General features: G+C 68.8%; 23 protein-coding genes. 8 read left to right on the top strand and 15 right to left on the bottom strand.

Annotated elements, in window-relative coordinates; all coding sequences use genetic code 11:
- Window positions 1-25: 25 nt before the first annotated feature.
- A complete protein-coding gene (locus ACK2IS_RS13955) occupies window positions 26-1,207 on the top strand; it encodes a trans-sulfuration enzyme family protein (RefSeq protein ID WP_409483891.1) in 1,182 nt (393 codons plus the stop codon).
- 279 nt (window positions 1,208-1,486) lie between these two features.
- On the opposite strand, the gene ACK2IS_RS13960 is transcribed toward ACK2IS_RS13955, so the two are convergent.
- From ACK2IS_RS13960 to ACK2IS_RS13975, 4 genes are all read right to left on the bottom strand, one after another.
- On the bottom strand, window positions 1,487-2,095 hold the full coding sequence (locus ACK2IS_RS13960; RefSeq protein ID WP_409483892.1) for a hypothetical protein: 609 nt from the start codon (window positions 2,093-2,095) through the stop codon (window positions 1,487-1,489).
- Between the two features lie 157 nt (window positions 2,096-2,252).
- On the bottom strand, window positions 2,253-5,135 hold the full coding sequence (topA, locus tag ACK2IS_RS13965; RefSeq protein WP_409483893.1) for a type I DNA topoisomerase: 2,883 nt from the start codon (window positions 5,133-5,135) through the stop codon (window positions 2,253-2,255).
- Between the two features lie 206 nt (window positions 5,136-5,341).
- Window positions 5,342-6,880 (bottom strand): methyltransferase, encoded by a 1,539-nt coding sequence (locus tag ACK2IS_RS13970; RefSeq protein WP_409483894.1) that lies wholly within the window; start codon window positions 6,878-6,880, stop codon window positions 5,342-5,344.
- 40 nt (window positions 6,881-6,920) lie between these two features.
- The gene (locus ACK2IS_RS13975; protein WP_409483895.1) at window positions 6,921-7,322 is read right to left on the bottom strand and encodes an STAS domain-containing protein; all 402 of its coding nucleotides are present in this window, start codon (window positions 7,320-7,322) and stop codon (window positions 6,921-6,923) included.
- Window positions 7,323-7,510: 188 nt separating this feature from the next.
- On the opposite strand from ACK2IS_RS13975, the gene ACK2IS_RS13980 reads away from it, so the two are divergent.
- Window positions 7,511-9,913, top strand: a complete 2,403-nt coding sequence (locus tag ACK2IS_RS13980) for a DEAD/DEAH box helicase (RefSeq protein WP_409483896.1) — start codon at window positions 7,511-7,513, stop codon at window positions 9,911-9,913.
- An 84-nt stretch (window positions 9,914-9,997) separates the two neighbouring features.
- Window positions 9,998-10,342 carry a hypothetical protein gene (locus ACK2IS_RS13985; RefSeq protein WP_409483897.1) on the top strand — a complete coding sequence of 115 codons (345 nt, stop codon included), beginning with the start codon at window positions 9,998-10,000 and terminating at the stop codon, window positions 10,340-10,342.
- Window positions 10,343-10,391: 49 nt separating this feature from the next.
- Here ACK2IS_RS13985 and ACK2IS_RS13990 read toward each other — a convergent pair whose 3' ends face one another.
- Genes ACK2IS_RS13990 through ACK2IS_RS14000 form a run of 3 tightly spaced genes read right to left on the bottom strand, consistent with a single transcriptional unit; the run spans window position 10,392 to window position 11,275 of the window.
- Window positions 10,392-10,790, bottom strand: a complete 399-nt coding sequence (locus ACK2IS_RS13990) for an Rv3654c family TadE-like protein (RefSeq protein WP_409483898.1) — start codon at window positions 10,788-10,790, stop codon at window positions 10,392-10,394.
- Window positions 10,783-11,115, bottom strand: coding sequence for a TadE family type IV pilus minor pilin (locus tag ACK2IS_RS13995; RefSeq protein ID WP_409483899.1), 333 nt, complete (start codon window positions 11,113-11,115; stop codon window positions 10,783-10,785). Before ACK2IS_RS13995 ends, ACK2IS_RS13990 begins: the two co-directional genes overlap by 8 nt.
- Before the next feature lie 4 nt (window positions 11,116-11,119).
- Entirely contained in the window at window positions 11,120-11,275 is a 156-nt protein-coding gene (locus ACK2IS_RS14000; RefSeq protein WP_409483900.1) for a DUF4244 domain-containing protein, read from the bottom strand.
- A gap of 3 nt (window positions 11,276-11,278) precedes the next feature.
- On the opposite strand from ACK2IS_RS14000, the gene ACK2IS_RS14005 reads away from it, so the two are divergent.
- A complete protein-coding gene (locus ACK2IS_RS14005) occupies window positions 11,279-12,826 on the top strand; it encodes a recombinase family protein (RefSeq protein ID WP_409483901.1) in 1,548 nt (515 codons plus the stop codon).
- Here the strand turns inward: ACK2IS_RS14005 and ACK2IS_RS14010 are convergent.
- The 8 genes from ACK2IS_RS14010 to ACK2IS_RS14045 all read right to left on the bottom strand — a co-directional run bounded on the left by ACK2IS_RS14010 (window position 12,752) and on the right by ACK2IS_RS14045 (window position 17,810).
- Window positions 12,752-13,750: a hypothetical protein gene (locus ACK2IS_RS14010; RefSeq protein ID WP_409483902.1), complete on the bottom strand. Its 999-nt coding sequence runs from the start codon at window positions 13,748-13,750 to the stop codon at window positions 12,752-12,754. The genes ACK2IS_RS14005 and ACK2IS_RS14010 overlap by 75 nt on opposite strands.
- A gap of 171 nt (window positions 13,751-13,921) precedes the next feature.
- Window positions 13,922-14,131, bottom strand: a complete 210-nt coding sequence (locus ACK2IS_RS14015) for a helix-turn-helix domain-containing protein (protein ID WP_409483903.1) — start codon at window positions 14,129-14,131, stop codon at window positions 13,922-13,924.
- A complete protein-coding gene (locus ACK2IS_RS14020; protein ID WP_409483904.1) occupies window positions 14,121-14,627 on the bottom strand; it encodes a hypothetical protein in 507 nt (168 codons plus the stop codon). The genes ACK2IS_RS14015 and ACK2IS_RS14020 overlap by 11 nt, the downstream gene beginning before the upstream one ends.
- Entirely contained in the window at window positions 14,602-16,032 is a 1,431-nt protein-coding gene (locus ACK2IS_RS14025) for an FtsK/SpoIIIE domain-containing protein (protein ID WP_409483905.1), read from the bottom strand. The genes ACK2IS_RS14020 and ACK2IS_RS14025 overlap by 26 nt, the downstream gene beginning before the upstream one ends.
- A gap of 53 nt (window positions 16,033-16,085) precedes the next feature.
- Window positions 16,086-16,487 carry a hypothetical protein gene (locus tag ACK2IS_RS14030; protein ID WP_409483906.1) on the bottom strand — a complete coding sequence of 134 codons (402 nt, stop codon included), beginning with the start codon at window positions 16,485-16,487 and terminating at the stop codon, window positions 16,086-16,088.
- A 109-nt stretch (window positions 16,488-16,596) separates the two neighbouring features.
- On the bottom strand, window positions 16,597-17,229 hold the full coding sequence (locus tag ACK2IS_RS14035) for a hypothetical protein (RefSeq protein WP_409483907.1): 633 nt from the start codon (window positions 17,227-17,229) through the stop codon (window positions 16,597-16,599).
- Between the two features lie 60 nt (window positions 17,230-17,289).
- Window positions 17,290-17,463, bottom strand: a complete 174-nt coding sequence (locus ACK2IS_RS14040; protein WP_409483908.1) for a hypothetical protein — start codon at window positions 17,461-17,463, stop codon at window positions 17,290-17,292.
- Between the two features lie 74 nt (window positions 17,464-17,537).
- Window positions 17,538-17,810: a hypothetical protein gene (locus ACK2IS_RS14045; RefSeq protein WP_409483909.1), complete on the bottom strand. Its 273-nt coding sequence runs from the start codon at window positions 17,808-17,810 to the stop codon at window positions 17,538-17,540.
- A gap of 294 nt (window positions 17,811-18,104) precedes the next feature.
- Here ACK2IS_RS14045 and ACK2IS_RS14050 point away from each other — a divergent pair, with 294 nt between their 5' ends.
- From ACK2IS_RS14050 to ACK2IS_RS14065, 4 genes are all read left to right on the top strand, one after another.
- Window positions 18,105-18,722 carry a hypothetical protein gene (locus tag ACK2IS_RS14050; RefSeq protein ID WP_409483910.1) on the top strand — a complete coding sequence of 206 codons (618 nt, stop codon included), beginning with the start codon at window positions 18,105-18,107 and terminating at the stop codon, window positions 18,720-18,722.
- Between the two features lie 149 nt (window positions 18,723-18,871).
- Window positions 18,872-20,104, top strand: coding sequence for a GGDEF domain-containing protein (locus ACK2IS_RS14055; protein ID WP_409483911.1), 1,233 nt, complete (start codon window positions 18,872-18,874; stop codon window positions 20,102-20,104).
- 159 nt (window positions 20,105-20,263) lie between these two features.
- On the top strand, window positions 20,264-20,887 hold the full coding sequence (locus ACK2IS_RS14060) for a hypothetical protein (RefSeq protein ID WP_409483912.1): 624 nt from the start codon (window positions 20,264-20,266) through the stop codon (window positions 20,885-20,887).
- Between the two features lie 181 nt (window positions 20,888-21,068).
- Complete coding sequence (locus ACK2IS_RS14065; RefSeq protein WP_409483913.1) at window positions 21,069-22,184, top strand: diguanylate cyclase domain-containing protein; 1,116 nt, start codon at window positions 21,069-21,071, stop codon at window positions 22,182-22,184.
- Window positions 22,185-22,217: the final 33 nt, after the last annotated feature.

Here is a 22,217-nt window from a genome sequence, read left to right on the forward strand (position 1 = left end):
AACGACGCAGAAGGAGAGCCCACCCATGGCCGCTTCCCCCGAGGGCGACATGCGCCCCGACACCCTCGCCGTCCACGCCGGACGAGCCGACCTGACGGCTCTCGGCGTGCACGTGCCGCCGATCGACCTGTCCACCACCAACCCGGTGAGCGACGTCCTCGCGGGGGGCGCGAGCTACGACAACCTCGCCACCGGCGGCCGCCCGGCCCCTGGCGACACGCACATCTACCAGCGCCTGTGGAACCCCACCGTCGCCCGGGCCGAGGAGGCCGTCGCCGCCCTCGAGGGCTGCGACGAGGCCGTGCTCTATGCCTCCGGCATGGCGGCGCTGTCGGCCGTGCTCGTCGCCTGCGTCTCCGCGGGCACCCCGCACGTGGTGGCCGTCCGCCCGGTCTACGGCGGCACCGACCACGTCCTCGACCACGGTCTGCTCGGCACCACCGTGAGCTGGGTGAGCGCCGACGAGATCGCCGACGCCATCACCCCGCAGACCGGCGTCGTCATCGTCGAGACCCCGGCCAACCCCACCCTGGAGCTGCTCGACCTGGACGCCGTGGTGCGCCAGGCGGGCGACGTGCCCGTGCTGGTGGACAACACCTTCGCCACCCCGGTGCTGCAGCAGCCGACCCGCCACGGGGCCACCCTGGTCCTGCACTCGGCGACGAAGTACCTCGCCGGCCACGGGGACGTCATCGCCGGCGTCATCGCCACGAACGCCGACTGGGCCCGGCGTCTGCGCTCGGTCCGCGCGCTCACCGGCGCGCTGGTGCACCCGCTGTCGGCCTACCTCATCCACCGCGGGCTGCAGACCCTGCCGATCCGGGTCCGCGCCCAGCAGGCCACCGCGCAGCAGGTCGCCGAGCACCTCGCCCGGCACCCCGCCGTCGAGCGGGTGTACTACCCCGGGCTGCCCGGCCAGGACCCGCAGGGGATCGTCGGGCGGCAGCTGGCCGGCCCGGGCGCCATGGTGGCCTTCGCCGTCAAGGGCGGGTATGACGCCGCTGCGCGGGCGGTCAGCCGGACCTCGCTGATCATCCACGCCGTGTCGCTGGGCGGGGTGGACTCGCTGATCCAGCACCCGGCCTCGCTGACCCACCGCCCGGTCGCCGACGACGCGAAGCCGCACGCCGACGTGCTGCGCATGTCGGTCGGGCTCGAGGACGCCGCGGACCTCGTCGCGGACCTGGACGCCGCGCTGGGCGACTGACGAATCCTCCGCTTCCTCGGCGCTCGCGTCGACCGCCCGGCGTTCTGCCCGAGCCCCTTGGCCCGGGCGCAACGCCGGGCGCACGTGCGTCGCGGCGCAGGTGCGCCCGACAGGTGCCGTGCAGGTGCAGCGGAGCCTGAGGATCCGTGCCGGCCGCCCCCACGTCCGGCTCGGATCCCCAGGCTCCTGGTCCTCGTGCCCCGGGTCGACGCTCCCCAGGGACACGAGCGGGGCGATCCGGCCCCCGACGGGCCGGTCCGCCCCGTGTCGTGCCGCCCGTCAGCGGCAGGGCTTGGCGACCTCGAGGACGTGATCGCGCGCCTTCTTGCTGTCCGCGAGACCGGCCTTGACGATGCCGGGGACGGCGGCGGGCTTGCCGGCCCCCTGGACCTTGCTGGCAATGGTGTCGAAGGACTCCAGGGCCGTGCGCCAGTCCTCGGCCAGCTCGGCCGGGGGACGCACCGGGCCGAGGCGCTGCAGACGCTCCACGACGGCCTCGGTGGTCACCTTGATGTCGCCGCCGGTGGGCAGGTCGCCCATGTCCTTGGGGCTCCACTGCGCGACCTTGAGGTCGCCGCAGAACTCCTGCATGGTTGCACCCTTGGCGCCCGACGCCCCCGGCACGCCCGCGTCCTGCTTGGTCAGGGTGGAGGGGGCCATGTTGCTGGGGTGCGGCTCCCCTACGGCGACACCGTTGCTCGTCGTGGCGGACTCGGCCGCGGGGGTGGTCGCCTCGGCCGCGGTGGTCCCCTGCGCGGGGGCGGCCGCGGTGGCGGTGGTGGTGGCGGCGATGGACTGGGTGGCGGCCGAGTCGCCACCGCCGCAGGCGGACAGCGAGGCCGCGGCGGTGACGAGGACGCCCGCGAGGGCGAGGGAGCGGATGGTCATGGGGCGACGATAGATCCCGCTCCTCGGCCTGCCAAGACCGCGGGCCGGTCGACTACCCAGAGCATCCGGACGGCGACTTTGTGCCGCGAAAATCGGCTCTTTCCAGCGCCATTCATCAGCGCAGCGTGACGGGCGGTCACCTGCTCCCAGGTGACTGTCAGCCGGCGTCGGAGACCTCGCCCCGGTCGGTGGCCACGGTGGCGGTCGCCGCGCCCGGGGCGGGGGTCGCAGCCGCCCCGGTCCTCGCCTTCTTCGCCGTCGCCTTCTTCGTGGTGGCCTTCGTGGTGGCCCCCCTCGTGGCGGTGGCCTTCGTGGTGGCCGCCCTCGTGGCGGTGGCCTTCTTGGCCGGCGCCTTCTTGGCCGCCCGCTTGCGCGTGGTCGGCCCCTTGGCGCGCTTCTCGGCCAGCAGCTCGAAGCCCCGCTCCGGCGTGATGGTCTCCGGGTCGTCGTCCTTGCGCAGGGTCGCGTTGGTCTCGCCGTCGGTCACGTACGGCCCGAAACGTCCGTCCTTGACGACGGTGGGCCTGCCGGACACCGGGTCCTCGCCCAGCTCCTTGAGCGGCGGCTTGGCCGCACCGCGGCCGCGCTGCTTGGGCTGGGCATAGATCGCGAGCGCCTCGTCCAGGGTGATCGAGAACAGCTGCGCCTCGCTCTCCAGCGAGCGCGAGTCGGTGCCCTTCTTGAGGTAGGGGCCGTAGCGGCCGTTCTGCGCAGTGATCTCCACGCCCTCGGCGTCGACGCCGACGACCCGGGGCAGCGAGAGCAGCTGCAGCGCCGTCTCCAGGTCGATCGTGGCCAGGTCCATGTCCTGGAAGAGCGAGGCGGTCCGCGGCTTGACCTTGGCCTTGCCCTTGAGCTCGGCCTCCTCCTCGGACAGCACCTCGGTGACGTAGGGGCCGTAGCGACCCGAGCGCGCCACGACGGTGCGCCCGGACGCGGGGTCCTGACCCAGCTCGCGACCGTCGTCGGACGCCAGCTCCAGCAGCTCGCGAGCCTTGGCCGGGGTCATCTCGTCCGGCGCGACGTCGTCGCCGATGGTGGCGCGGCGCGGCGCGGCACCGTCCGCGGGCAGCTCCACGCCCTCGGCGACCTCGCCCGTGGCCGGGTCCACGCCGGCCGGCAGCACCTCCTCGACGTACGGCCCGTAACGCCCCACCCGGACGACCATGCCGTCGCCGAGCTCGATGGTGGAGATGCCCTTGGCGTCGATCTCCCCGAGATCCGCGACGAGCTCCTGCAGCCCCTCCGCGTCGCGGGTCGGGTCGCCGAAGTAGAACCGTTGCAGCCACTGCACCCGGCCCAGGTCGCCCGACGCGATCCGGTCCAGGGACTCCTCCATGCCGGCCGTGAAGTCGTAGTCCACGAGCTCGGTGAAGTGCTCCTCGAGCAGCCGGGTCACCGCGAAGGCCAGCCAGGTCGGGATCAGCGCCGAGCCGCGGGTGCGGACGTAGCCGCGGTCCTGGATCGTCCCGACCGTGGCGGCATACGTGGACGGACGGCCGATGCCCTTCTCCTCCAACGCCTTGACCAGGGTCGCCTCGGTGTAACGGGCGGGCGGCTTGGTCTCGTGGCCCTCCGCCTCCGCGCGCAGCGTGTCCAGCCCGACGCCGACGGACAGCCGGGGCAGGCGACGCTCCTCGTCGGCCTGGGCCCTGGCGGCGCGCTCGTCCTCGTCCCGCCCCTCCTCGTAGGCCGCGAGGAAGCCGCGGAAGGTGATCACGGTCCCGCTCGCGGCGAAGGTCACCCGCCGGCCGTCGGCGAGCTCGCCGCCCAGCTGCACGGTGGCCGTGGACCCCCGGGCGTCGGCCATCTGGGAGGCGACGGTGCGCTTCCAGATCAGCTCGTAGAGCGCGAACTCCTCGCCGCGCAGCTCGCCGGCGACCTGGGCGGGCGTGCGGAAGCGGTCACCGGCGGGACGGATCGCCTCGTGCGCCTCCTGGGCGTTCTTGGACTTCTTCTCGTAGCGCCGCGGGGCGTCCGGGACGTACTCCGCGCCGTACAGGTCCCGGGCCTGCTGCCGGGCCGCCGTCAGCGCCTGCTCGGACAGCGTCGTCGAGTCGGTGCGCATGTAGGTGATGTAGCCGCCCTCGTAGAGCCGCTGCGCGACCCGCATGGCGTTCTTGCTGCTCATCCGCAGCTTGCGGGAGGCCTCCTGCTGCAGCGTGGAGGTGATGAACGGCGCGGACGGGCGACGGGTGTAGGGCTTCTCGGAGACGTCGGTGACCATGACGTCCGCGGCCATCACCGCCGTGGCGATCCCCCGGGCCGTCGCCTCGTCCAGCTGGACGGCGTGGCGCGCCGTCAGGGTCCCGTCGTCGGCGAAGTCGCGCCCCTGCGCCACCCGCTGCCCCGCGACCTCCGACAGGCGCGCGGTGAAGGCCTGGCCCCCGCCCGCGGGGGCGAACTCGCCCTCGACGTCCCAGAAGGACGCCTTGCGGAAGGCCATCCGCTCCCGCTCGCGCTCGACCACCATGCGGGTCGCCACGGACTGGACCCGCCCGGCCGACAGGCCCTGGCGGACCTTGCGCCACAGCACCGGGCTGACCTCGTAGCCGTAGAGCCGGTCCAGGATCCGGCGGGTCTCCTGGGCGTCGACGAGGTCCTGGTCGATCTCGCGGGTGGTGTGCACCGCCCGCTGGATCGCCTCCTTGGTGATCTCGTTGAAGACCATCCGGCGGGTCGGGACCTTGGGCCGGAGCACCTCGCGCAGGTGCCAGGCGATGGCCTCGCCCTCACGGTCCTCGTCGGTGGCGAGATAGACCTCGGGCGCGTCCTTGAGCAGGCGCTTGAGCTCGGTGACCTTCTTCTTCTTGTCCTGGTCGACGACGTAGTAGGCCTCGAAGCCGTGGTCCACGTCGACGGCGAACTTGCCGAAGGGGCCCTTCTTCATGTCCGCGGGCAGCTCGCGCGGGTTGGGCAGGTCACGGATGTGGCCGATGGAGGCCTCCACGACGTAGTCGTCCCCGAGGTAGCCCTGGATGGACTTGACCTTGCCGGGGGACTCCACGATGACGAGCTTGCGACCAGCCACGGATGACACCTGCCTCACTTGACGGCCCCCGCGACGGATTCGTCGTCGCCTGCGGCGGGGCGCTCGGTGGTCACCGTAGCGGAGGGAGCACGGTCCGCGCACAGAGCCCCGGCGGTGCGCCCGTCCCGCATCCTCCTGGCAGCGCTCCCGGTCCCGCCCGCACCACCCGGCCGGGGGCAGGCGCCCCGGCCCGGGTGACCCACCGCCCTGCCGCCCTACCGCCCGTCGGCCCGCGTCAGGAGGCCGTCGACCACCAGGACCTCCAGCGACGCCAGCACCTCGGCGACGACCTCGCCGGGGTCCCGCTCGAGCAGCGCGGCGATCGCCACCAGCGCCTGGCGCGGCGTCAGGCTGCCGTCGGCCACCGAGAGGTAGGCCGCGAGCGCCGTCCCCGCCGTCACGGTGCGCCCCAGCCCGCCGCCCTGCCGCACCCGGATGATCGCCGGGTCCCCGTCCCCGGGCCGCCCGAAGCGCTCCTCGGTGACGTCCCCCGCCAGCCGCCAGGCGGTGTCCAGCAGCGCGGCCTCGCGGTCCGGCTGCTCGGCGAGCCAGGTGCGCGCGCGCAGCCCGGCGTCCACCGTCGGGCCCATGGGCGACCCCACGGGCCCGCTCACCTCGACCAGGTCCACCCAGGGGGCGCGCGCCGTCGCGGGCCGCTGCAGGGTGACCACGCCGAAGCCGATCCCGGTGACCCCGCGCGACGCGAGGTCGTCGAGCCAGGCGGCATACCACCGCTCGAAGGCCGGCCCGCAGGAGGTGCCGCCGTCACGGACCCACAGCTCGGCGTACTCCGCCGGGTCCTGGACCTCGCGCTGCACCACCCAGGCGTCCAGCCCGGTGCCCTCCAGCCACTCCTGCCAGCGGTCGCGCCAGGTGCGGTCGGCGGTGGTCTCCCAGTTGGCGAGGAGGTGGGCGATCCCGCCCGGCTCCAGGTGCGCGCCGACGCCGCGGACCAGCCGCCCGACCAGGTCGTCGCCGCGGGCACCGCCGTCGCGGTACTCGTAGGTCGGGACGCCCGCGACCCGCGGCGTGATCACGAAGGGCGGGTTGCTCACCACCAGGTCGAAGAGCTCGCCCGCGACGGGCTCGAGCAGGTCCCCCCGACGCAGGTCCCAGGACTGCCCGGCGAGCGCGGCGTTGAGGCGGGCGACGTCCAGGGCCCGGGCGGACAGGTCGGTCGCGACGATCGTGTCGGCGTGACCGGCCAGGTGCAGAGCCTGTATGCCGCAGCCGGTGCCGAGGTCGAGCGCCCGCCGCACCGGGCGACGGGGCGTCCAGGAGGCGAGGGTCGTCGAGGCCCCGCCGATGCCCAGGACGTGGTCGGTGGGCAGCGCCTGGCCGAGGGCGAGCTCGCCCAGGTCGGAGACCACCCACCAGGTGTGCCGCTCGTCGCCGTACGGCCGCAGGTCCAGGCGGGCCCGGACCAGCCCTGCCGCCCCCGTCACCGGCTCGACCAGGCCGAGCGCGACCAGCCCGGCCGTCCCCGTGCGGGGCAGCGCCTCGTCGAGGGCCGCGGCCCGCACCGGCACCCCGAGGGTGAACACCCGCACCAGCAGCTCCGTGCGACGCACCTGGCCGGGCAGGTCGGCGCCCTCGGTGACCCGGCGCGCGGGCAGGGCCTGCTCCCGGTGCAGGGCCGCCGCCGCCACGGGCCCGAGGGCGGCGGTGACCGCGTCCACGGTGTAACCCGCCTCCCCCAGGTCCGTGCGCAGGGCGTCGACGAGGGCGGGGTCCGGGGCGGGCAGGTCGCTCATGGGCCCAGGGTAGGGCGGCGACCGGCGCGGACCGGGACGGTCAGGAGGCGCGGCGACGGGCGGGCCGGGGCGTGCCGTGGGCGACCCGGCGAGCCCGCAGCTCGGCCACGTCCTGCGCGTCCGCGACGGTCGACACGATCGCGAGGACCTCGTCGGTGCGGGTGGCGGTGAAGGGCCGGACGATGCGCTCGGCCCCCGCCGCCACCACGAGGTCACCGCCGCGGGCGCGCAGCGCCCGCAGCCGGGAGACGAGCACGTTGATGACCGCCGAGTCCACGAGCTCCAGGTCGGTCAGGTCCAGGACGAGACGGCAGGCACCGGCCGCGACCAGGGCGTCCAGGGCACGCGCGAGACGCGGGGCCTCGACGATGTCGAGCTCGCCGGTCGCCCGCAGGACGACCTGGCCGGCACGGATGGCGGTCGGGATCAGCTGGGCAGTCATCGGTCCTCCCGGCTCGGGTGATACCCGAGGTGCACTCCCTCGTCACGAGGGCTCGGAACCGGCCGTGGCTTGACCGCTCGCCACATCAGGTGGCGCTTCGTTGCAGCGTGCCATACCCGGTGAGCCATGACGCATACGCGTGCAGTGACACATTCAGGTCACGGACTCGGCCGCGTACGGTGGAGCCGATGCCCACCCTTCCCGACCCGGCCGCCGGGCGACCCTTCGAGCCTGGCCGCGCCCTCACCGAGCTCACCCGCGGGTCGCGGCGGGAGCGGTTGCGGCACGTCGAGACGCTTCCCGCTCGGGCGGCCCGGACCGCGCCGTGGCCGACCTGGGTGCACCCGGCGCTGCGGGCGGCGTGGGAGGGCGCCGGCGTGACCGAGCCGTGGACGCACCAGGTGGGCGCCGCGGAGCTGGCGTGGGCGGGACGGCACACGGTGCTGGCGACGGGCACGGCCTCGGGCAAGTCCTGCGGCTATCTGATGCCCGCCCTCACCGCGGTGCTCGACGGACTGGGTGCGCCGTCGGGGCGCGGCGCGACGGTCCTGTACCTGTCCCCCACGAAGGCCCTGGCCGCGGACCAGCTCGCCCGCCTCTCGGCCCTGCGGCTGCCGGGTCTGCGCGCGGCGACGTACGACGGTGACACCCCCGCCGACGAGCGCCGCTGGATCCGTCAGCACGCGCACCTGGTGCTGACCAACCCGGACCTGGTGCACCACTCCCTGCTCCCGCAGCACGAGCGGTGGGCGCCCTTCCTGCGGTCGCTGCGCTACGTGGTGATCGACGAGTGCCACGTCTACCGGGGCGTCTTCGGCGCGCACCTGGCGGCGCTGCTGCGACGGCTGCGCCGGGTCTGTGCCCGGTATGGCGCGACCCCGACCTTCGTGCTCGCCTCCGCCACGGTGGCCGAGCCCGCCGCGCACGCCCAGCGGCTCACCGGTCTGCCCTGCGAGGCGGTGACGGACGACGGCTCGCCGCGGGCCGCGATGACGTTCGCGCTGTGGGAGCCACCCCTGCTCGACGAGCACGGCGGCGTGGTGCCGCCCGGGGACCCGGCTGCCGGGGCGACCCCCACGAGCCGGCGGTCCACGCTCGCCGAGAGCGCCGACCTGCTCGCCCGCCTGGTCGACGAGGGGGTGCAGACCGTCGCCTTCGCCCGGTCTCGCAAGGGGGTCGAGGTGCTGGCCGAGACGGCTCGCGGGATGCGGCAGGGCGTCGGCGGGCGGGTGGCGGCCTACCGCGGCGGCTACCTGCCCGAGGAGCGCCGCGACCTGGAGCGCGCCCTGCGCACCCGGTCGGTCGTGGGCCTCGCGGCCACCAACGCCCTCGAGCTCGGCATCGACGTGTCCGGGCTCGACGCCGTGCTGCTGTGCGGGTGGCCGGGCACCTTCGCCTCGTTGTGGCAGCAGGCCGGGCGGGCGGGTCGGTCCGGGCGCGAGGCGCTGGCGGTGTTCGTCGCGGACGACGACCCGCTCGACACCTACCTGGTCACCCACCCCGAGGCGATCTTCTCCCGGCCGGTCGAGGCCACCGTGGTGGACCCGGACAACCCCTACGTCCTCGCTCCGCACCTGGCCGCGGCCGCGGCCGAGCTGCCGCTGACCCGGGCCGACGAGGCGGTCTTCGGCCCCTCGACGGGTCCGCTGCTGGAGACGCTCGCCCAGCGGGGGATCCTGCGTCGTCGGCCGAACGGCGGGTGGTACTGGGCGCGCCCGGACCGGGCTCACGACCACGTCTCCTTGCGAGGCACCGAGGAAACCGTGGTCCGCATCGTCGAGCGGCGCACCGGTGCCGTGCTGGGCACGGTCGACCACGCCGCCGCCCAGCGCCAGGTCCACGCCGGAGCGGTCTACCTCCACCAGGGACGGCCGTACGTCGTCACCGAGCTGGACCTGGACGACGCCTGCGCCCTGGTGGTCGCCGGGGACCCGGGGTGGACGACGACGGCGCGCACCGCGTCGGCCTTCGACCTCCTGGCCGAGGAGCGCCACGACCAGCTGGGCGCCGACCTGCGGCTGGCCTTCGGCAGCGTCGCGGTGCGATCGCGGGTGACGTCCTTCCTGCGCCGCCTGCCGTCCGGGGAGGTGCTGGGCGAGCACCCGCTGGACCTGCCCGAGTCCCGGCTGCAGACCCGCGGGGTCTGGTGGACCATGACCGAGGACTGGCTCGACCGGCACGGCATCGACGCGGCCAGGGTGCCCGGGGCCACGCACGCGGCCGAGCACGCCGCCATCGGCATGCTCCCGCTGGTGGCCACCGCCGACCGCTGGGACGTCGGTGGCGTCTCCACCCCGCTGCACCCGGACACCGGCCTGCCCACGATCCTGGTGTATGACGGCCACCAGGGCGGAGCCGGCTTCGCCGAGCGCGGGTACGAGCGGGCGACGACGTGGCTGCGGTCGACCGCCGACGCCATCCGGGCCTGCGGCTGCCGGACCGGGTGCCCGTCGTGCGTGCAGTCCCCGAAGTGCGGCAACGGCAACGAGCCGCTGGACAAGGCGGCGGCGCTACGGCTCCTCGACGGGCTCGTGCGCGAGATGATGACGGGTTCGTCCGATGTCACCCATTCGCCCTCCCTGCTCCCGTAGCCTGCTGCCCGAGTCGTCCCGGTTGTCACCCGTTCCGGGCCATCCATGTCCGCAGCGTCACCTTCCTCACCTCAGGAGCCCCTCATGGTCGTCCTCGGCCTCCTCCTCGTCCTCGCCGCGCTCCTCGCCGGTGTCCTCGCGGTCTACGGCCTGCCGTCGGCCGACGTCAACCAGATCAGCTGGAACTTCCTCGGGAGCACGTTGTCGATCTCCCCGACCGCCGTCTTCTTCCTGGGCGTCGCCTCCATGCTGGCCCTGTCCCTGGGTCTGTGGCTCATGTCGCTCGGCGCCCGCCGCTCCGCCCGCAAGCGTCGCGAGCTCAAGGAGCTGCGTCGCGAGCAGAAGGAGAAGGACCGCCTCGACCGCGAGCGCCCCGTGGCCGACGTCCCGCGCGACGGAGCCACCAGCATGGAGGAGCCCCGCCGCTGAGCCGACCGTCGAGGGCGGGGCGCACCGGCGTCGGCGTCCTCGAGGGGGATCAGCCCGGACGGGCGGATCCGGCGGTGGTGCGCGGTCCGGCCCGGGCCAGGGCCCTGGCCCGCGGGAGTCCACGGGCCGCGGCGACGGACACCTCGACCGTCACGTCCGGGCCGACCGGGCGGCAGGCCGCGAGCTCGGCCTCGGCCCGGACCGCCACGGCCCGAGCCACCGGGCAGGGGTCACCTCCGCGGGCGGCTGCCGTCGCGCCCGCCACGGCGGCCAGGTCCGCGGCCCCCCGCGCCCGGTGAGCGGCCAGCACGGCCGTGACGAGGGTCAGGGCGGCCACCGTCAGCACGATCAGCACGGTGCACGTCGCCAGGCCGAGCACCGACCCCGAGCCTCGTTCGTCGTCGTCGCGCCCGGCACGGGCCCGCGGGGCCGGCCGCTGCTCAGGCATGGCCGCCACGCTCGACCGGCACGGTCGCCTCGGCGTGCGCCCCGACCGCCTCGGCCAGCCACCGGACCGGCCCGGTGCGGGGTGCCACCACCTGCACCACCACCCACTCGCCCACCGCCACCGTGACCGCGCTGCCCTGCGGGGCCCGGCCTGCGGCGAGCGCCCGCACCTGATCCAGGGGGTCACCTCGAGCGGCGGCGCGCGCGGCGACGTGGGCGGCGTCCACGCAGCGGACCTGGTCGATCCCCAGGGACAGCGCCTGCAGGCCGGCCGCCAGGGTCAGGACCACGGCCCCGGTCCCGAGAGCCAGCTCCGCCGTGACCATGGCCTCAGCCTCGGGTCGCGAGCGCCGCGGTGATGATGCCCGTGAGCGCGGACCGCACGGCGTCGGAGCGGACGATGGCGATCAGGGTCGCCGCGAAGGCGACGGCCGCGATCGTGCCCACGGCATACTCAGCAGGAGAGACGTAGGACGCTAGACTCACGCCATGGGTACATGGGGCTACGCAAGGTTGAGCGTCGGACGCGACTCCAACGTCGGAGGGCTCGACAATCAGGCAAGGATCATCGTTGAGCACGCACAACGGTTGGGAATCGACTTACCGCTAGAGCAAGTGGTCAAGGAGCAACTGCCCGCCTACAAGCGAGGCGCAGTCCCGAAGCGACCCCTCTTTGAAGCCCTGATGGCGGAAGCGGAAGCAGAGCCAGTAGCGTTCACCCTCATCTGTTACGACTTGGACCGCCTGACCCGAACCCTCACCGACCTTGACCGCCTCATCAACGTTGCCCAGCGAGGGGCAAAAATCTACTCCGTTACACGGAATCTGAATCTTTCCGAGGAAGCCGGACAAACCGTAGCCGCACTTATGACAGTCCTAAAACGCCAAGAGATCGAGACGATCCGGCGTAGAACCCTCTTCCGCAAGAGCCAAGACCGAGCCAAGGGAAAATTCCTGGGGCAGGGACCGCGAACGTTCGGCTACAGTGACGGAAGCAATGACCGCGTGATCGTCGAAGATGAACGAGACGCACTAAGGACGGTGTTTGAACGGGTAACCGCCGGGGAGTCATGGCGCAGCCTTGCCGACTGGCTGAACCAAGAGAACATCTTGCCGCCGAACCAGCCGAAGGAAGAAGAGGGCAAGCCTAAGCCAGAGCCTATCCTTTGGACAGCGCGCAACTTGAGCAAGACTTTTCTAAGTCCACCACTTTACGGCAAGTGGGTTGCGAGAGATGATAGCGGTGTGATGCAAGAACACAAAGCCGATTGGGAAGCGATATTCACCGAAGAAGAGCGCGTCAAAATCCAAGACCTACGGAAACACCGACGTACCTACAAACAGCCGGTAGCCCTGAAACACTACTTGTCCGGCGTCATGACATGCGGCAAGTGTGACGACCCGCGACCGTTCGTCAGTATGGGCAAGCGAAAGTACGCGTGCCGGAAGTGCCAAAACGCCATCAGCAAACCAGATGTTGAGCACATCATCGACTTACTGATTCTGGAGCGCCTTCTTGCCGGAGACGAGTTGCCAGCAGCAGACAGAGAGCCGCTAGACCTGAGCGACTTAGAGGCAGAGATGAGCAAGAAGCAACAGGCTTTTGACTTGGGACTAATCAGCGAACCGGAACTGATAACCCTACAAGACCGGATTGCCCGAGATATACAGCAGCGGCGCGAGGAGTACGACCTTGCAGTAGAACGTTTGGAGGTCCCCGAGTGGTTGCAAGGGGAACGGCTGCTAGAGACATGGCTGAACGGTGACCCCGAGAAGAAACGAGAGATTGCACTTCGCATCTTTCAAAGGATCACCGTCCAACCGTTCATCCGCGAGGGACAAGGCAAGTTCCAACCAGAGCGGCTAGACATGGTGTTCAGGGTTGCGCCCCATACCCTCAACGACTACAAGCCGAGGCGGACACCAAAGCAGCCGTTGAAAGGTAGCAAGATCACCGCCGCACTACTTCACCCCGCCCACTTCGGAACCGACCGAGAGACCCAAAAAGAACTCTTGCTGAGCGGGATCAGAGGCTAAGAAGTCCTCCGCCTTAACGACCAGCGGGTTCGGAAGGTCGTGAATCCGTCGTTCTTCATCCATGTAGCGATAAGAAGCGATTCGGCGACAGAGAGCGCGCCATCTTGCAGGATCATCTTTCTCAAGGTGCCCGTAAATGTCATGGAAACTTGAGTTTGAAACCACGATCACTTGACCGTAGGCAGCCCACTTATCCGCGTAACGCGCGGGAAGTAGCAGCGGGTATCGATCCCACAGTTTGAGCGTGAACGGAACGTCAAATTGCCCCACAAACTCGTCGAGAAGAAGAATCGATTGCCAACGGTAGGAATCCCACGGGTTTGAGTATGTCGAGACGCTATAGACATCCTTGAATCCGTGTTCAGCGTAAATCGAAGAAGACTTACCCACCCCGGCATCACCAAAGAGCCAAGTAACCGAAACATCACGGAGAGACTGCCCAAACTTCTCTTCACCGATATGCTGTTCAAGTTGGGTCAAGAACTTCAAGTGAGGACCAATCCTTGGCTCTGTCAAAATCAGTTCATGCAACGTCAAGCCCTCTTCAAGCATCAGAGCCCTGAGACGTTCGCCTTCGGTGACTTGAGAGTTCTCTTCCCCAACTTCAACGTCAATGGTTCCGTTCGAGATGGACACACCCTGAAATGTATCCGACTTGGTGCAGTAATCATAAGCCTCTTGGCGTGTTCCCTTGCGAGTTTCGAAATGACCCGAAGGGAACTTCTTCTTCAAGGTACTAAAACGGATCGGCGCCGAATGCTCGATGTAGATTTGCCAGTGCAAGTAATTAGTGGTGTTACCCTTCTCAAGTTGACCAACGTAGGTGTACGCACTCAACTTCTCTTCGACCTCTTCCCTTGAGAAGTCTTCAGCCTTGAGAGTCAAAATCCACGACCGAGACATTCCGGGTTGTTTCTCAGGCATGACGACCCCCAAAACTGCTACATGGGGTCTGAAATCCTGCTACATTGTAGCAATTTGTGTAGCAGAAATTCCGCTCAAAAGCCCTGTAATCGTGGGGGTTTGAAATTGTGCTACATGCTACACAGGTGCCGGTAATACTAACGGCACCTGTGTACAGGTCTACGTACCCGGTCATAGGACGCCCCCCGTCGCTCCTTCGTCACGCCGGGTGACGCCTACGAAGGCGAGCACATCAGCACCAAGGACGAAGTACTTCCGGGGTCCCACCTTGTAGGCGGGTAAGTCGCCACGGCGGATTGCAGCCGTGACGGTCTTTGGATCGCATCCGAGGTAGAGAGCCACTTGGCGAGCGCTGTAGGTCTGCCGGGGATCAATCGTCATGAGACTCGACCCCCTCAGTCTCGTCAGCAGCAGCGCCAGAACCAAGAGCCGAGCCAAGGTCCCGGAAGAGCACCGGGGAAGCCACCAGAGCCGAGACGAGCAGACCACCAGCCAGAGCGAACCACGGGTTGCCGAAGACCGTTAGAACGGCGATGACCCCCGAGCGAGCGGCAGTGAAGGCAACAGCGACGAAGAAGCCAAGCAGGAAGATGCTCAAGACGGTACGGTCACGCATCCACTGAGAAGCGTCGTGCTGAAGCTGCCGAAGCATGGCGCTAGAGCCCGCAAAGTGTCCCTTGCGAGAACCCGCCATCTTGGCAAAGAGACGCTGGAAACAGAACACGACCCAATACGTGAGGAAGGTTCCGGCGAGTTCAGCCAAACCAGCCGAACTTAGAGCGTAGGCAAGCGCGGTGATAGCGCCGCCAATGAAGAGCGAGGCTAGGACATTCCATCCATGAGGTAGCGAATCAATCCGCCAAAATACTTTGTTCATCAGAGTTTTCCTTTACTAGTTCTAGTTGTTCTCCCTTCTGGGAATCGCCCTCAAAAGACATCGGGGCGTAGGTGGAAACGAAAGTTTGAATCTGTTCGTCCGTCAGATATGGAACCCTTAGCCGTTCATCGGACCAAGAGCAGTAGGCGGCGCCCGGAAGATCAGGACTGATTGAAGAAGCGTCACGACCCTCAGAAGCAGCGCCAGAGCCAAGGATTACGTCAGAGTCAGGCGCGCGCGTTACGCGGAAAGCCACGATGTTTGACAGGTTGGACCGCAAAGTTTCAGTACCCGACGACTTGGAAAAGAGTTCAGCCTTCGGATTCTGAGTAGCCACGACCAAGAAGACCGAAGCCGCCCGCCCCTTCTGAGCCAAAGATGAAAGCAGGACGCCCGCATCTTTCCCTCCGAAAGCCAGTAATTCCGCCAACTCATCCACAATCACAAAGAGTGATCCGCCAAGTTCCCTCAGTTTCTCAGGGTGCTTGTTCAAGTCACGAATCCCCATCGAGTCCATCGACTTGTAGCGATCTTCCATCACGTTTCGAGCATCTTCCAGAGCCGAGACCATCGCCTGAGTTTCCACGGCATGGCGTCGAGCAAAGGGAAGCCACGGCGTGAGTTCAACCCTCTTAGGATCAATGAGGATGAGTTGGGGAAGCGGATCGAGCCGACAGATAGCCGCCAGCAGGGCATTAAGCCCAACACTCTTTCCAGAGCCCGAAGTTCCAGCAAAGAGCCCGTGCGGAGAGCGGGCGAAGTTCAGATGGACGCGCGCCCCCTCTTCATCGACGCCGATGGGAAGGGCATCGAGAGCGGTGCCAGCCTTGAGCAGATCAAGGAAGGATGCCCCAGACCAGCCCTGTTCTAGTGGTTCGGCGTAGATAGCGCGAAGCAGAACACGGCGTGGAGCAACTTCCCGAAGTACTAGACGACGAGCGCCAAGAGCCGCCCGAATGCGTTCGCTTACCTTTTCAAAGTCTTCCAGTGTTTGGTAGCGACGAGTACAAAGAACTGTTTCGAAGTTTCGCCCGGTAGTCTTGATGCGGAAAAAGTGTGGAACGTTGAACATTTCCCCCTTGGACTGAGCATCTAGAGCGAGTGCCCGGAAGGAAAGAGACAGTTTGTAGCGGGCTAGGACTTGCGTCTTCCACCAACCAAACGGACGCCAGACCTTATTGAAGGTGGGACGATGCACCACGTAGAGTAGAAGCAGCAGTGCAAACGGAGCCAAGAAGACGGCAGCGCCTACATAGGGCTGATTGGGTCCATGAACCGTATGCATTGCATACAAAGCCGCTATCGCGGCGCCTAGAACAAGGACGTTGGCGCAAGTATAGACGAAAACCGCCAGTAGAATTCTTCCTAGCCACGCCAGCAGGAAGACCGAGGCATCTTTTTTCATGAGTCACCCCCAAGGGGCAAAAGGGGGACAGCCGAAGCCATCCCCCTAGAGCCTTACTTGGACTCCCCCTGAGACTGACCCTGAAGTGGGACCAGTTTTTCCGCAGTGATGGAGTAGGCAACACGGTTGTTATTTCCCACAAAAGCCTTGACCCACACTTTGCCAGAGGGGACGAAGAGCGGTGCAGCCGCGAAGACATCGAACTTGACAGTGAGAGGCTCAATCGAGTTGATGAAGATGTTCTTAGCGCCTTCAATTTCACCATTGAAGTTCTTGTGAAGGACTTCACCCTTTACCACGTGCAAACCGCGACCGTCAGCACACATCTGCTGATTGCCGTCCTTGAGTTTTGGCTCTCCCGAGCCGGAGCCGTTCACCTTCACGACGAATGGGAAGGCTTGTGCATTAGTTGGGATGCCTCCTGAGGCATCGAATACGAGGGACTGAATGTCCATGATGGCTTTTCTCCTTTTCTGTTAGCCATCATTAGAATATACCCTCAATATCCCCGTTCTCTACAAAGTCCCGAAATTATTTTCAGGTAGGCTGGAAATCTTTAGTAGATCAACCGCCGCAAGATTCCAACTGGCACTCGGGTGCAGTCTTGGCATTCTTAAGCGCATCCTGCATGGGAAATGATGCTGGGTCGAGTACCCATCGACTCGAAGTCTCCGAAACTTCCGCGCTAGCGTCCTGCGTGAGTTTGACGTAGGGCTCAGGAAGAAGGCTCGATACGTAAGACTCAACCTCTGTGTCAGGACCTGTTAGTTTCATGTATTGACCGGTGCTCGGCGGAGTGTACTTCTTATCTTTGCCAGTGACATCAGGCACCGAGCGCCGAATGCAGAACCATTCTTGCGGCTTTGCCTTTCGGTAGACGGCTACGGACATGTCGGACTTGTCCAGTTTGTATAGGTCAACATCGCCAAAGTTGTCCGGGAGTCGCACCGCGCCTTGCACGAGGAATGGCGCGTTCGAGTTGGGATCAATCTCCACCACCGTGGGGCAGTTGCTGGCAAACCAAGCCTTCACTGAAGCGGGGGCGCTACCCATGTTGGTGCTGCTAGGAGTCTGCTCAGGCGCAACAGTCGCCTCGCTCTGAGGGGGCTGCGGTTCTTGCTGCGGCGTGGAACAGCCGACTGACAGGGAAACTAGCAGGGCGGCGCTGACCATGCCGAGGACGGATGAGGGCTTCATGTGAGGACTCTAGCGGGTGGGCGGGTCTGAACTGACGGGACCTGCAGGGGGGTGAGCGTCCTACGACACGCCAACGGAGTACTCCGCCGTGGTCATCCCCGCCTCGGCCTCGCCCCGCGCCCGGGCCGCGACCTCGCTCCACCACCGGCGGCACCGCTCGTACGCCCTCATGACCTGACCCATCTGCTGCTCCTCACCTCGGGGGTTGACGAGCACCATCGTGGGCGGGTCCACCGGTCGGGCACCGGGCGACGCCGGGCCCTGTGGACAGGCGCGCGCGGACCGCGACGAGCTGTGGACAGCGACGGTCAGGGACGGGTTCCGCTGGTCCCTTCCGCGACGTAGCGTCCTTCGTGCTCGGTCGCGAGGGCCTCGAAACGGGTGCGCAGCCCGGCGGCCGCGCCGCTGCCCTCGTCCGCCGGCAGCCGGTCGTCGGTGATGCGCACGCCCCACGCCTGACCGTCGCGCACCACGGCGACCGAGTCGAAGCCCTCGGTCCGCAGCTGCTCGGCGACGTGGGAGGCCACCCCCTCGGTGGGGAGCACGATGAGGTGAACGGGCTGGGGCAGGAAGTCGGTCACGAGCTTCTCCTTGGTCGACGGCCCCCTCATCGTGCCCCGTGCGGGGGTATCTGCGCGAGCTCCCTACCCGTCAGTAGCGGACAGTTACCGAAGGAGATGATGTGGGGTGGCGTTCGTCACGGAACGCTGAGGACCGCTCACCAGACTTGGGCCCGGCGAGGTATTTGTGCTCGCCATTGGGGTGCCAGGACCCCTCGACCCCCCTCATGCGGGCGGTCGCGCTGATGAGATGGAGCCAATCCATACGGAGCGTGATGAGGTGCTCCGGTGCCGTGACTACCCAGGAGTCCCCCCATGCGCAAGGCCCTCGCTGCCCTCGCCGCCGTCGTCGCCACCCTGGCCGGCGGGGTCGTGGCCGCCGCGCCCGCCCAGGCCGCGACGTACCCGCTCCCCACCAGCTGTCCGACCCGCACCACCTCCCCCATGCTCTCCAGGTTCGGCGACCCCAACGAGTACTTCGAGGTGGACAACGGCTCCTTCGCCTCGCGCGCCGCCGGCTGGGAGGGCTCTTACGGCATCTCCCCCGAGAACGAGCCGTGGTACGTCAACCCCGCCTCCTCCCAGAACTCGCTGTCGCTCGCGAGCGGCGCCTGGGCCAAGAGCCCTGACCTGTGCCTGTCGGCCGGCGAGGAGACCACCCGCTTCTTCTACAAGGGCACCGGGCACGGCGGCTCGGTCCTGTCCGTGAAGGCGATCATCACCTCGGGCACCGGCGTCTACACCTACGACTACCGCCTGCCGGCGTCCTTCACCGGCTGGCGCCTCTCGCCGGTCCTGGCGATCCCGAACCGCTCCCTCGGCGGCGTCCAGCTGGTGACCCTCCGGTTCGGCAACGCCACGGCGAACCGGAACGCTCGTCCCATCCAGGTCGACGACGTCCTCGTGGACCCGTGGCGCTCCTGGGGGTACTGATCGCCCTCGGCCTGCCCCGCCCCCGACGCCTCGAGGCGTCGGGGGCCCGGCCGCGTGCCGGGACGGCGGGCCAGGACCCCCACGAGCCGCAGGTCCGAAGGCCGGACCGGCTCTGGCAGGAGTCCTCCTGGGCCAGGCGAGGCGCCGGGATGCTGCCGGGCCTGATCAGCGTGCTGGCCGTGCCGGTGGTCCTCCTCCTCGGACCCGGCGAGCTCTCCTGGGTCACCTCGCTGGGGGGCGTCGGGCTCACGCTGCTCTACCTGTTCGCCTACCTGTCGCCCTTCCAGTCCTCCGTGGGCGGCTCCGTGCCCACCATGCCGGTCCTCCTGGGCGCCCTCCTGACCTGCCCCCTGCACCTCGTCCCCGCCATGATCCTCACCGCGGTGGTGCTGGCCGGTCTGGTCGACGGCAAGCGGACGGCGCGGTCGATGGCGTTCGAGGTGGGCAACGTGCTGCACGTCTTCGCCCCGGTGGCGGTCCTGTGGCACACCCGCGGCCCGGCCGGCGTCGCCCACCCCTCCTCCCTGCTCCTGGCGGCGGCGATCCTGGCGCAGTTCCTCGCCGACGCCGTCGCGGCATACCTGATGGAGCGACCCTCCAGGACCCCGGCCCGCGCCCTGGTGCGGCCGCTCGCGTGGACCTGGACCATCGACGCCCTGATGGCCGTCATCGGCTGGGGCCTGGTGCAGTCGGCCCACGGGCGGATCCCGCTGCTGCTGATGCTCGTCCTCGCCCCGATCCTGCTCGTGCGCTTCCTCGGCGCCGACCGGGAGGCCTACCTGCGGCAGACGCTGGAGATGCAGACCAAGTTCTCGGCCGCCGACGCCGCCGCCCAGACCGACCCGATGACCGGCTGCGCCAACCGCCTCGGTTGGGATCGCTCGGTTCAGGCCGCCGAGGACCGGCTGCACGCCGACTCCCACCTCGTCGGCACGGTGCTCGTCGCGGACCTGGACAAGCTCAAGATCGCCAACGACACCTACGGCCACGAGGTCGGCGACCGGCTGATCACCGAGTTCGCCGCGCTGCTGCGCGACTGCGCCCCCGCCGACGCCACCGTGGCCCGGCTGGGCGGGGACGAGTTCGCCGTCCTCTGCGTGGCCCCCGCCCGACGGGGCGAGGTGGACCTGGTGACCTCGGTGCGCCAGGCGCTGCGTCGCCACGAGGGTGGGCTCCCGGTGCGACTGTCCGCATCGCTCGGGCAGGCGCACATGGAGACCGGCGGCGACGTGAGGCGGGCGGTGCTCGTCGCGGACGAGCGGGCCCGCGCGGACAAGGCCGTACGGCGCGCGAGCCGGGAGCACGCCGCCCCGGACTTCACCCCTGGAGCCCCGGGGGCCCGCGGTCCCGGTTCGCCCGTTCGGGGGATCTTTCCTCCCTAGGTGAAACGATTCATAGAGCGATTAGTGCCTACTCAGAGGTATGACGCCCCTGAAAATACGCCTGGAAGGGGGGTTGGAACCTGGGCAAAGCCTCGCAAAGGGTGCGATGCTTCTTGCACTCGGGCCATCCCACGTCGCCCCTCGTGTCTGGAGTGCCACATGCGCCGCTGGCTCACAGTCGCTGCCTTGTCCCTCGGCCTGGCCATGCCCGTGGGGACGGCGCACGCCGCGCCCGGCCCCACCCCGCCTAGCCCCCCCTCCCAGAGCGGTTGCCCCGTCCCGCCCACCTCTCAGGCCCTGGCGTCCTTCGGTGACGACGGCTGGTACTACCTCGTCACCAACGGCTCCTTCGCCGACGGCCTCACCTCCTGGCGCACCACCGGTGGCGCCACGGCAGCCCCCGACTCGGCCCCGCAGGACGTCATGCGCGCCGGGGGCGGCTCCCTGTCCCTGCCGTACGGCGCGACCGCCACGAGCGACTCCTTCTGCACCGACAGCACCCACGACCGGGCCCGGTTCTTCTACCGCGGCACCGGACGGCCCGGGTCCGCGCTGCGGATCCGGGTGACGTCGACCAGCAACGTCCTGTACTCCTCGAGCTACACCACGACCTACGTGCTCGACGGCGGAAGCACCCAGTGGCAGCTGTCGCCCACGATGGTCGTCCCCGACTGGACCGACGAGACCGGCAAGCAGCAGACCACCGTGGCGTTCGAGGCGGTCGGCGGGTCGTTCCAGGTCGACGACGTCGTGGTCGACCCCTGGCGGTACAACACTCAGTAGCCTCGTGCTAGGACTCGGCCAAGGTCGGCACCGCAAGGCGGACGTGCACGCGTACGCGAGCGTCCTTGACTCGCCCGGTGTCGAGGAACTGCGACAGGACATCAAGCGGAGCGCCCCGAGTCTGCCAGACCGCATCAGCGCGGCACTCCTGGGCGGTCTGGCGGTGGTGGTCGCTCTGACCATGGCTGCCTCGGGTCCCCTGCCGTCTCCGTGGTCGCTGCTCGGTGCTGCGCTTCTCATCGCCGTCTACGTCATCGGTTTCCGAACGGAGTTCCCGGCCACGGGCGGGGCGTTCGTGGCCACCCAACCCGTTCTGGTGGCCATGCTTTTCACCCTGCCACTTCGGCTGGTTCCGCTTGCCGTGCTGGTCGCCGTTCTCGTCGGCAGCCATGACAGCCACGGGGCTCGCAATCCGCTCCACAACCTCTTCCTGCGGGCCGGGAACGGCCTGCACGTCCTCGGACCGGTGGCCGTGCTCCATCTCGCGGCCCGCCCGGACCCCGACATGGTCGCCATGTCTACGCTGCTGCTGGCGCTCGCGGCCCAGTTCGCCCTGGACGGCGTGGCTGCGTTGCTGCGAGGAGCCGTGCAAGGGGTGACCCCGCGCCAGATGGCCCGACCGCTGCTGTGGACCTTCTCCGTGGACGCGTTGCTGGCGCCGATCGGCTTCTGCATCGTCGCGACCGCCCAGACCCGACCTGCGGCCTACCTGCTCCTCGCGACGCCGATCATCCTCGTCCGGCTGATGAAGTCGGACCGGGAGTCCCACCGCAAGGAGGCCGAGGAGATCAAGACGGCCTACACCGAGGTGCGCGAGCAGGTGCACTCCGACCCTCTGACGGGGCTGCACAACCGTCGGGCGTGGGACGAGGCCGTCGCCCGGGCTGCGGTGGAGATCTCTCGCGCCGATCGGCGGTCCGCGGTGGTCCTCGTCGCTGACGTCGACCACCTCAAGCCCACCAACGACACGTACGGCCACGAGGCCGGTGACCTGCTGCTGCAGGAGGTCGCCCAGGTCATGCGCTCCCTGGGCCCGGAGGACGCCGTCGTGGCCCGGCTGGGCGGCGACGAGTTCGGGGTCCTGTTCATGGTGTCGGAGGGGTATCCGATGCCGGACTTCATCGTGATGGCCCGGCGGGCGATGGTCGCGGCCTCCGGGCGCCTGGGGCACCAGGTCTCGGCCTCCCTGGGGGTGGCGGTGTGCCCGCCGGGGGGCTCCGTCGAGGAGTGCGTCCGCCGAGCGGACCACGCCGCCGGCCTCGACAAGCACCGGCGCCGCGTCGCCCGCGTCTCCTGAGACGTCCGGCTGCTGCCCTCCTCGGGCGGGTGC

This window comes from Arsenicicoccus dermatophilus (assembly GCF_046267915.1).
GTDB classification, from domain to species: domain Bacteria; phylum Actinomycetota; class Actinomycetes; order Actinomycetales; family Dermatophilaceae; genus Arsenicicoccus; species Arsenicicoccus dermatophilus_A.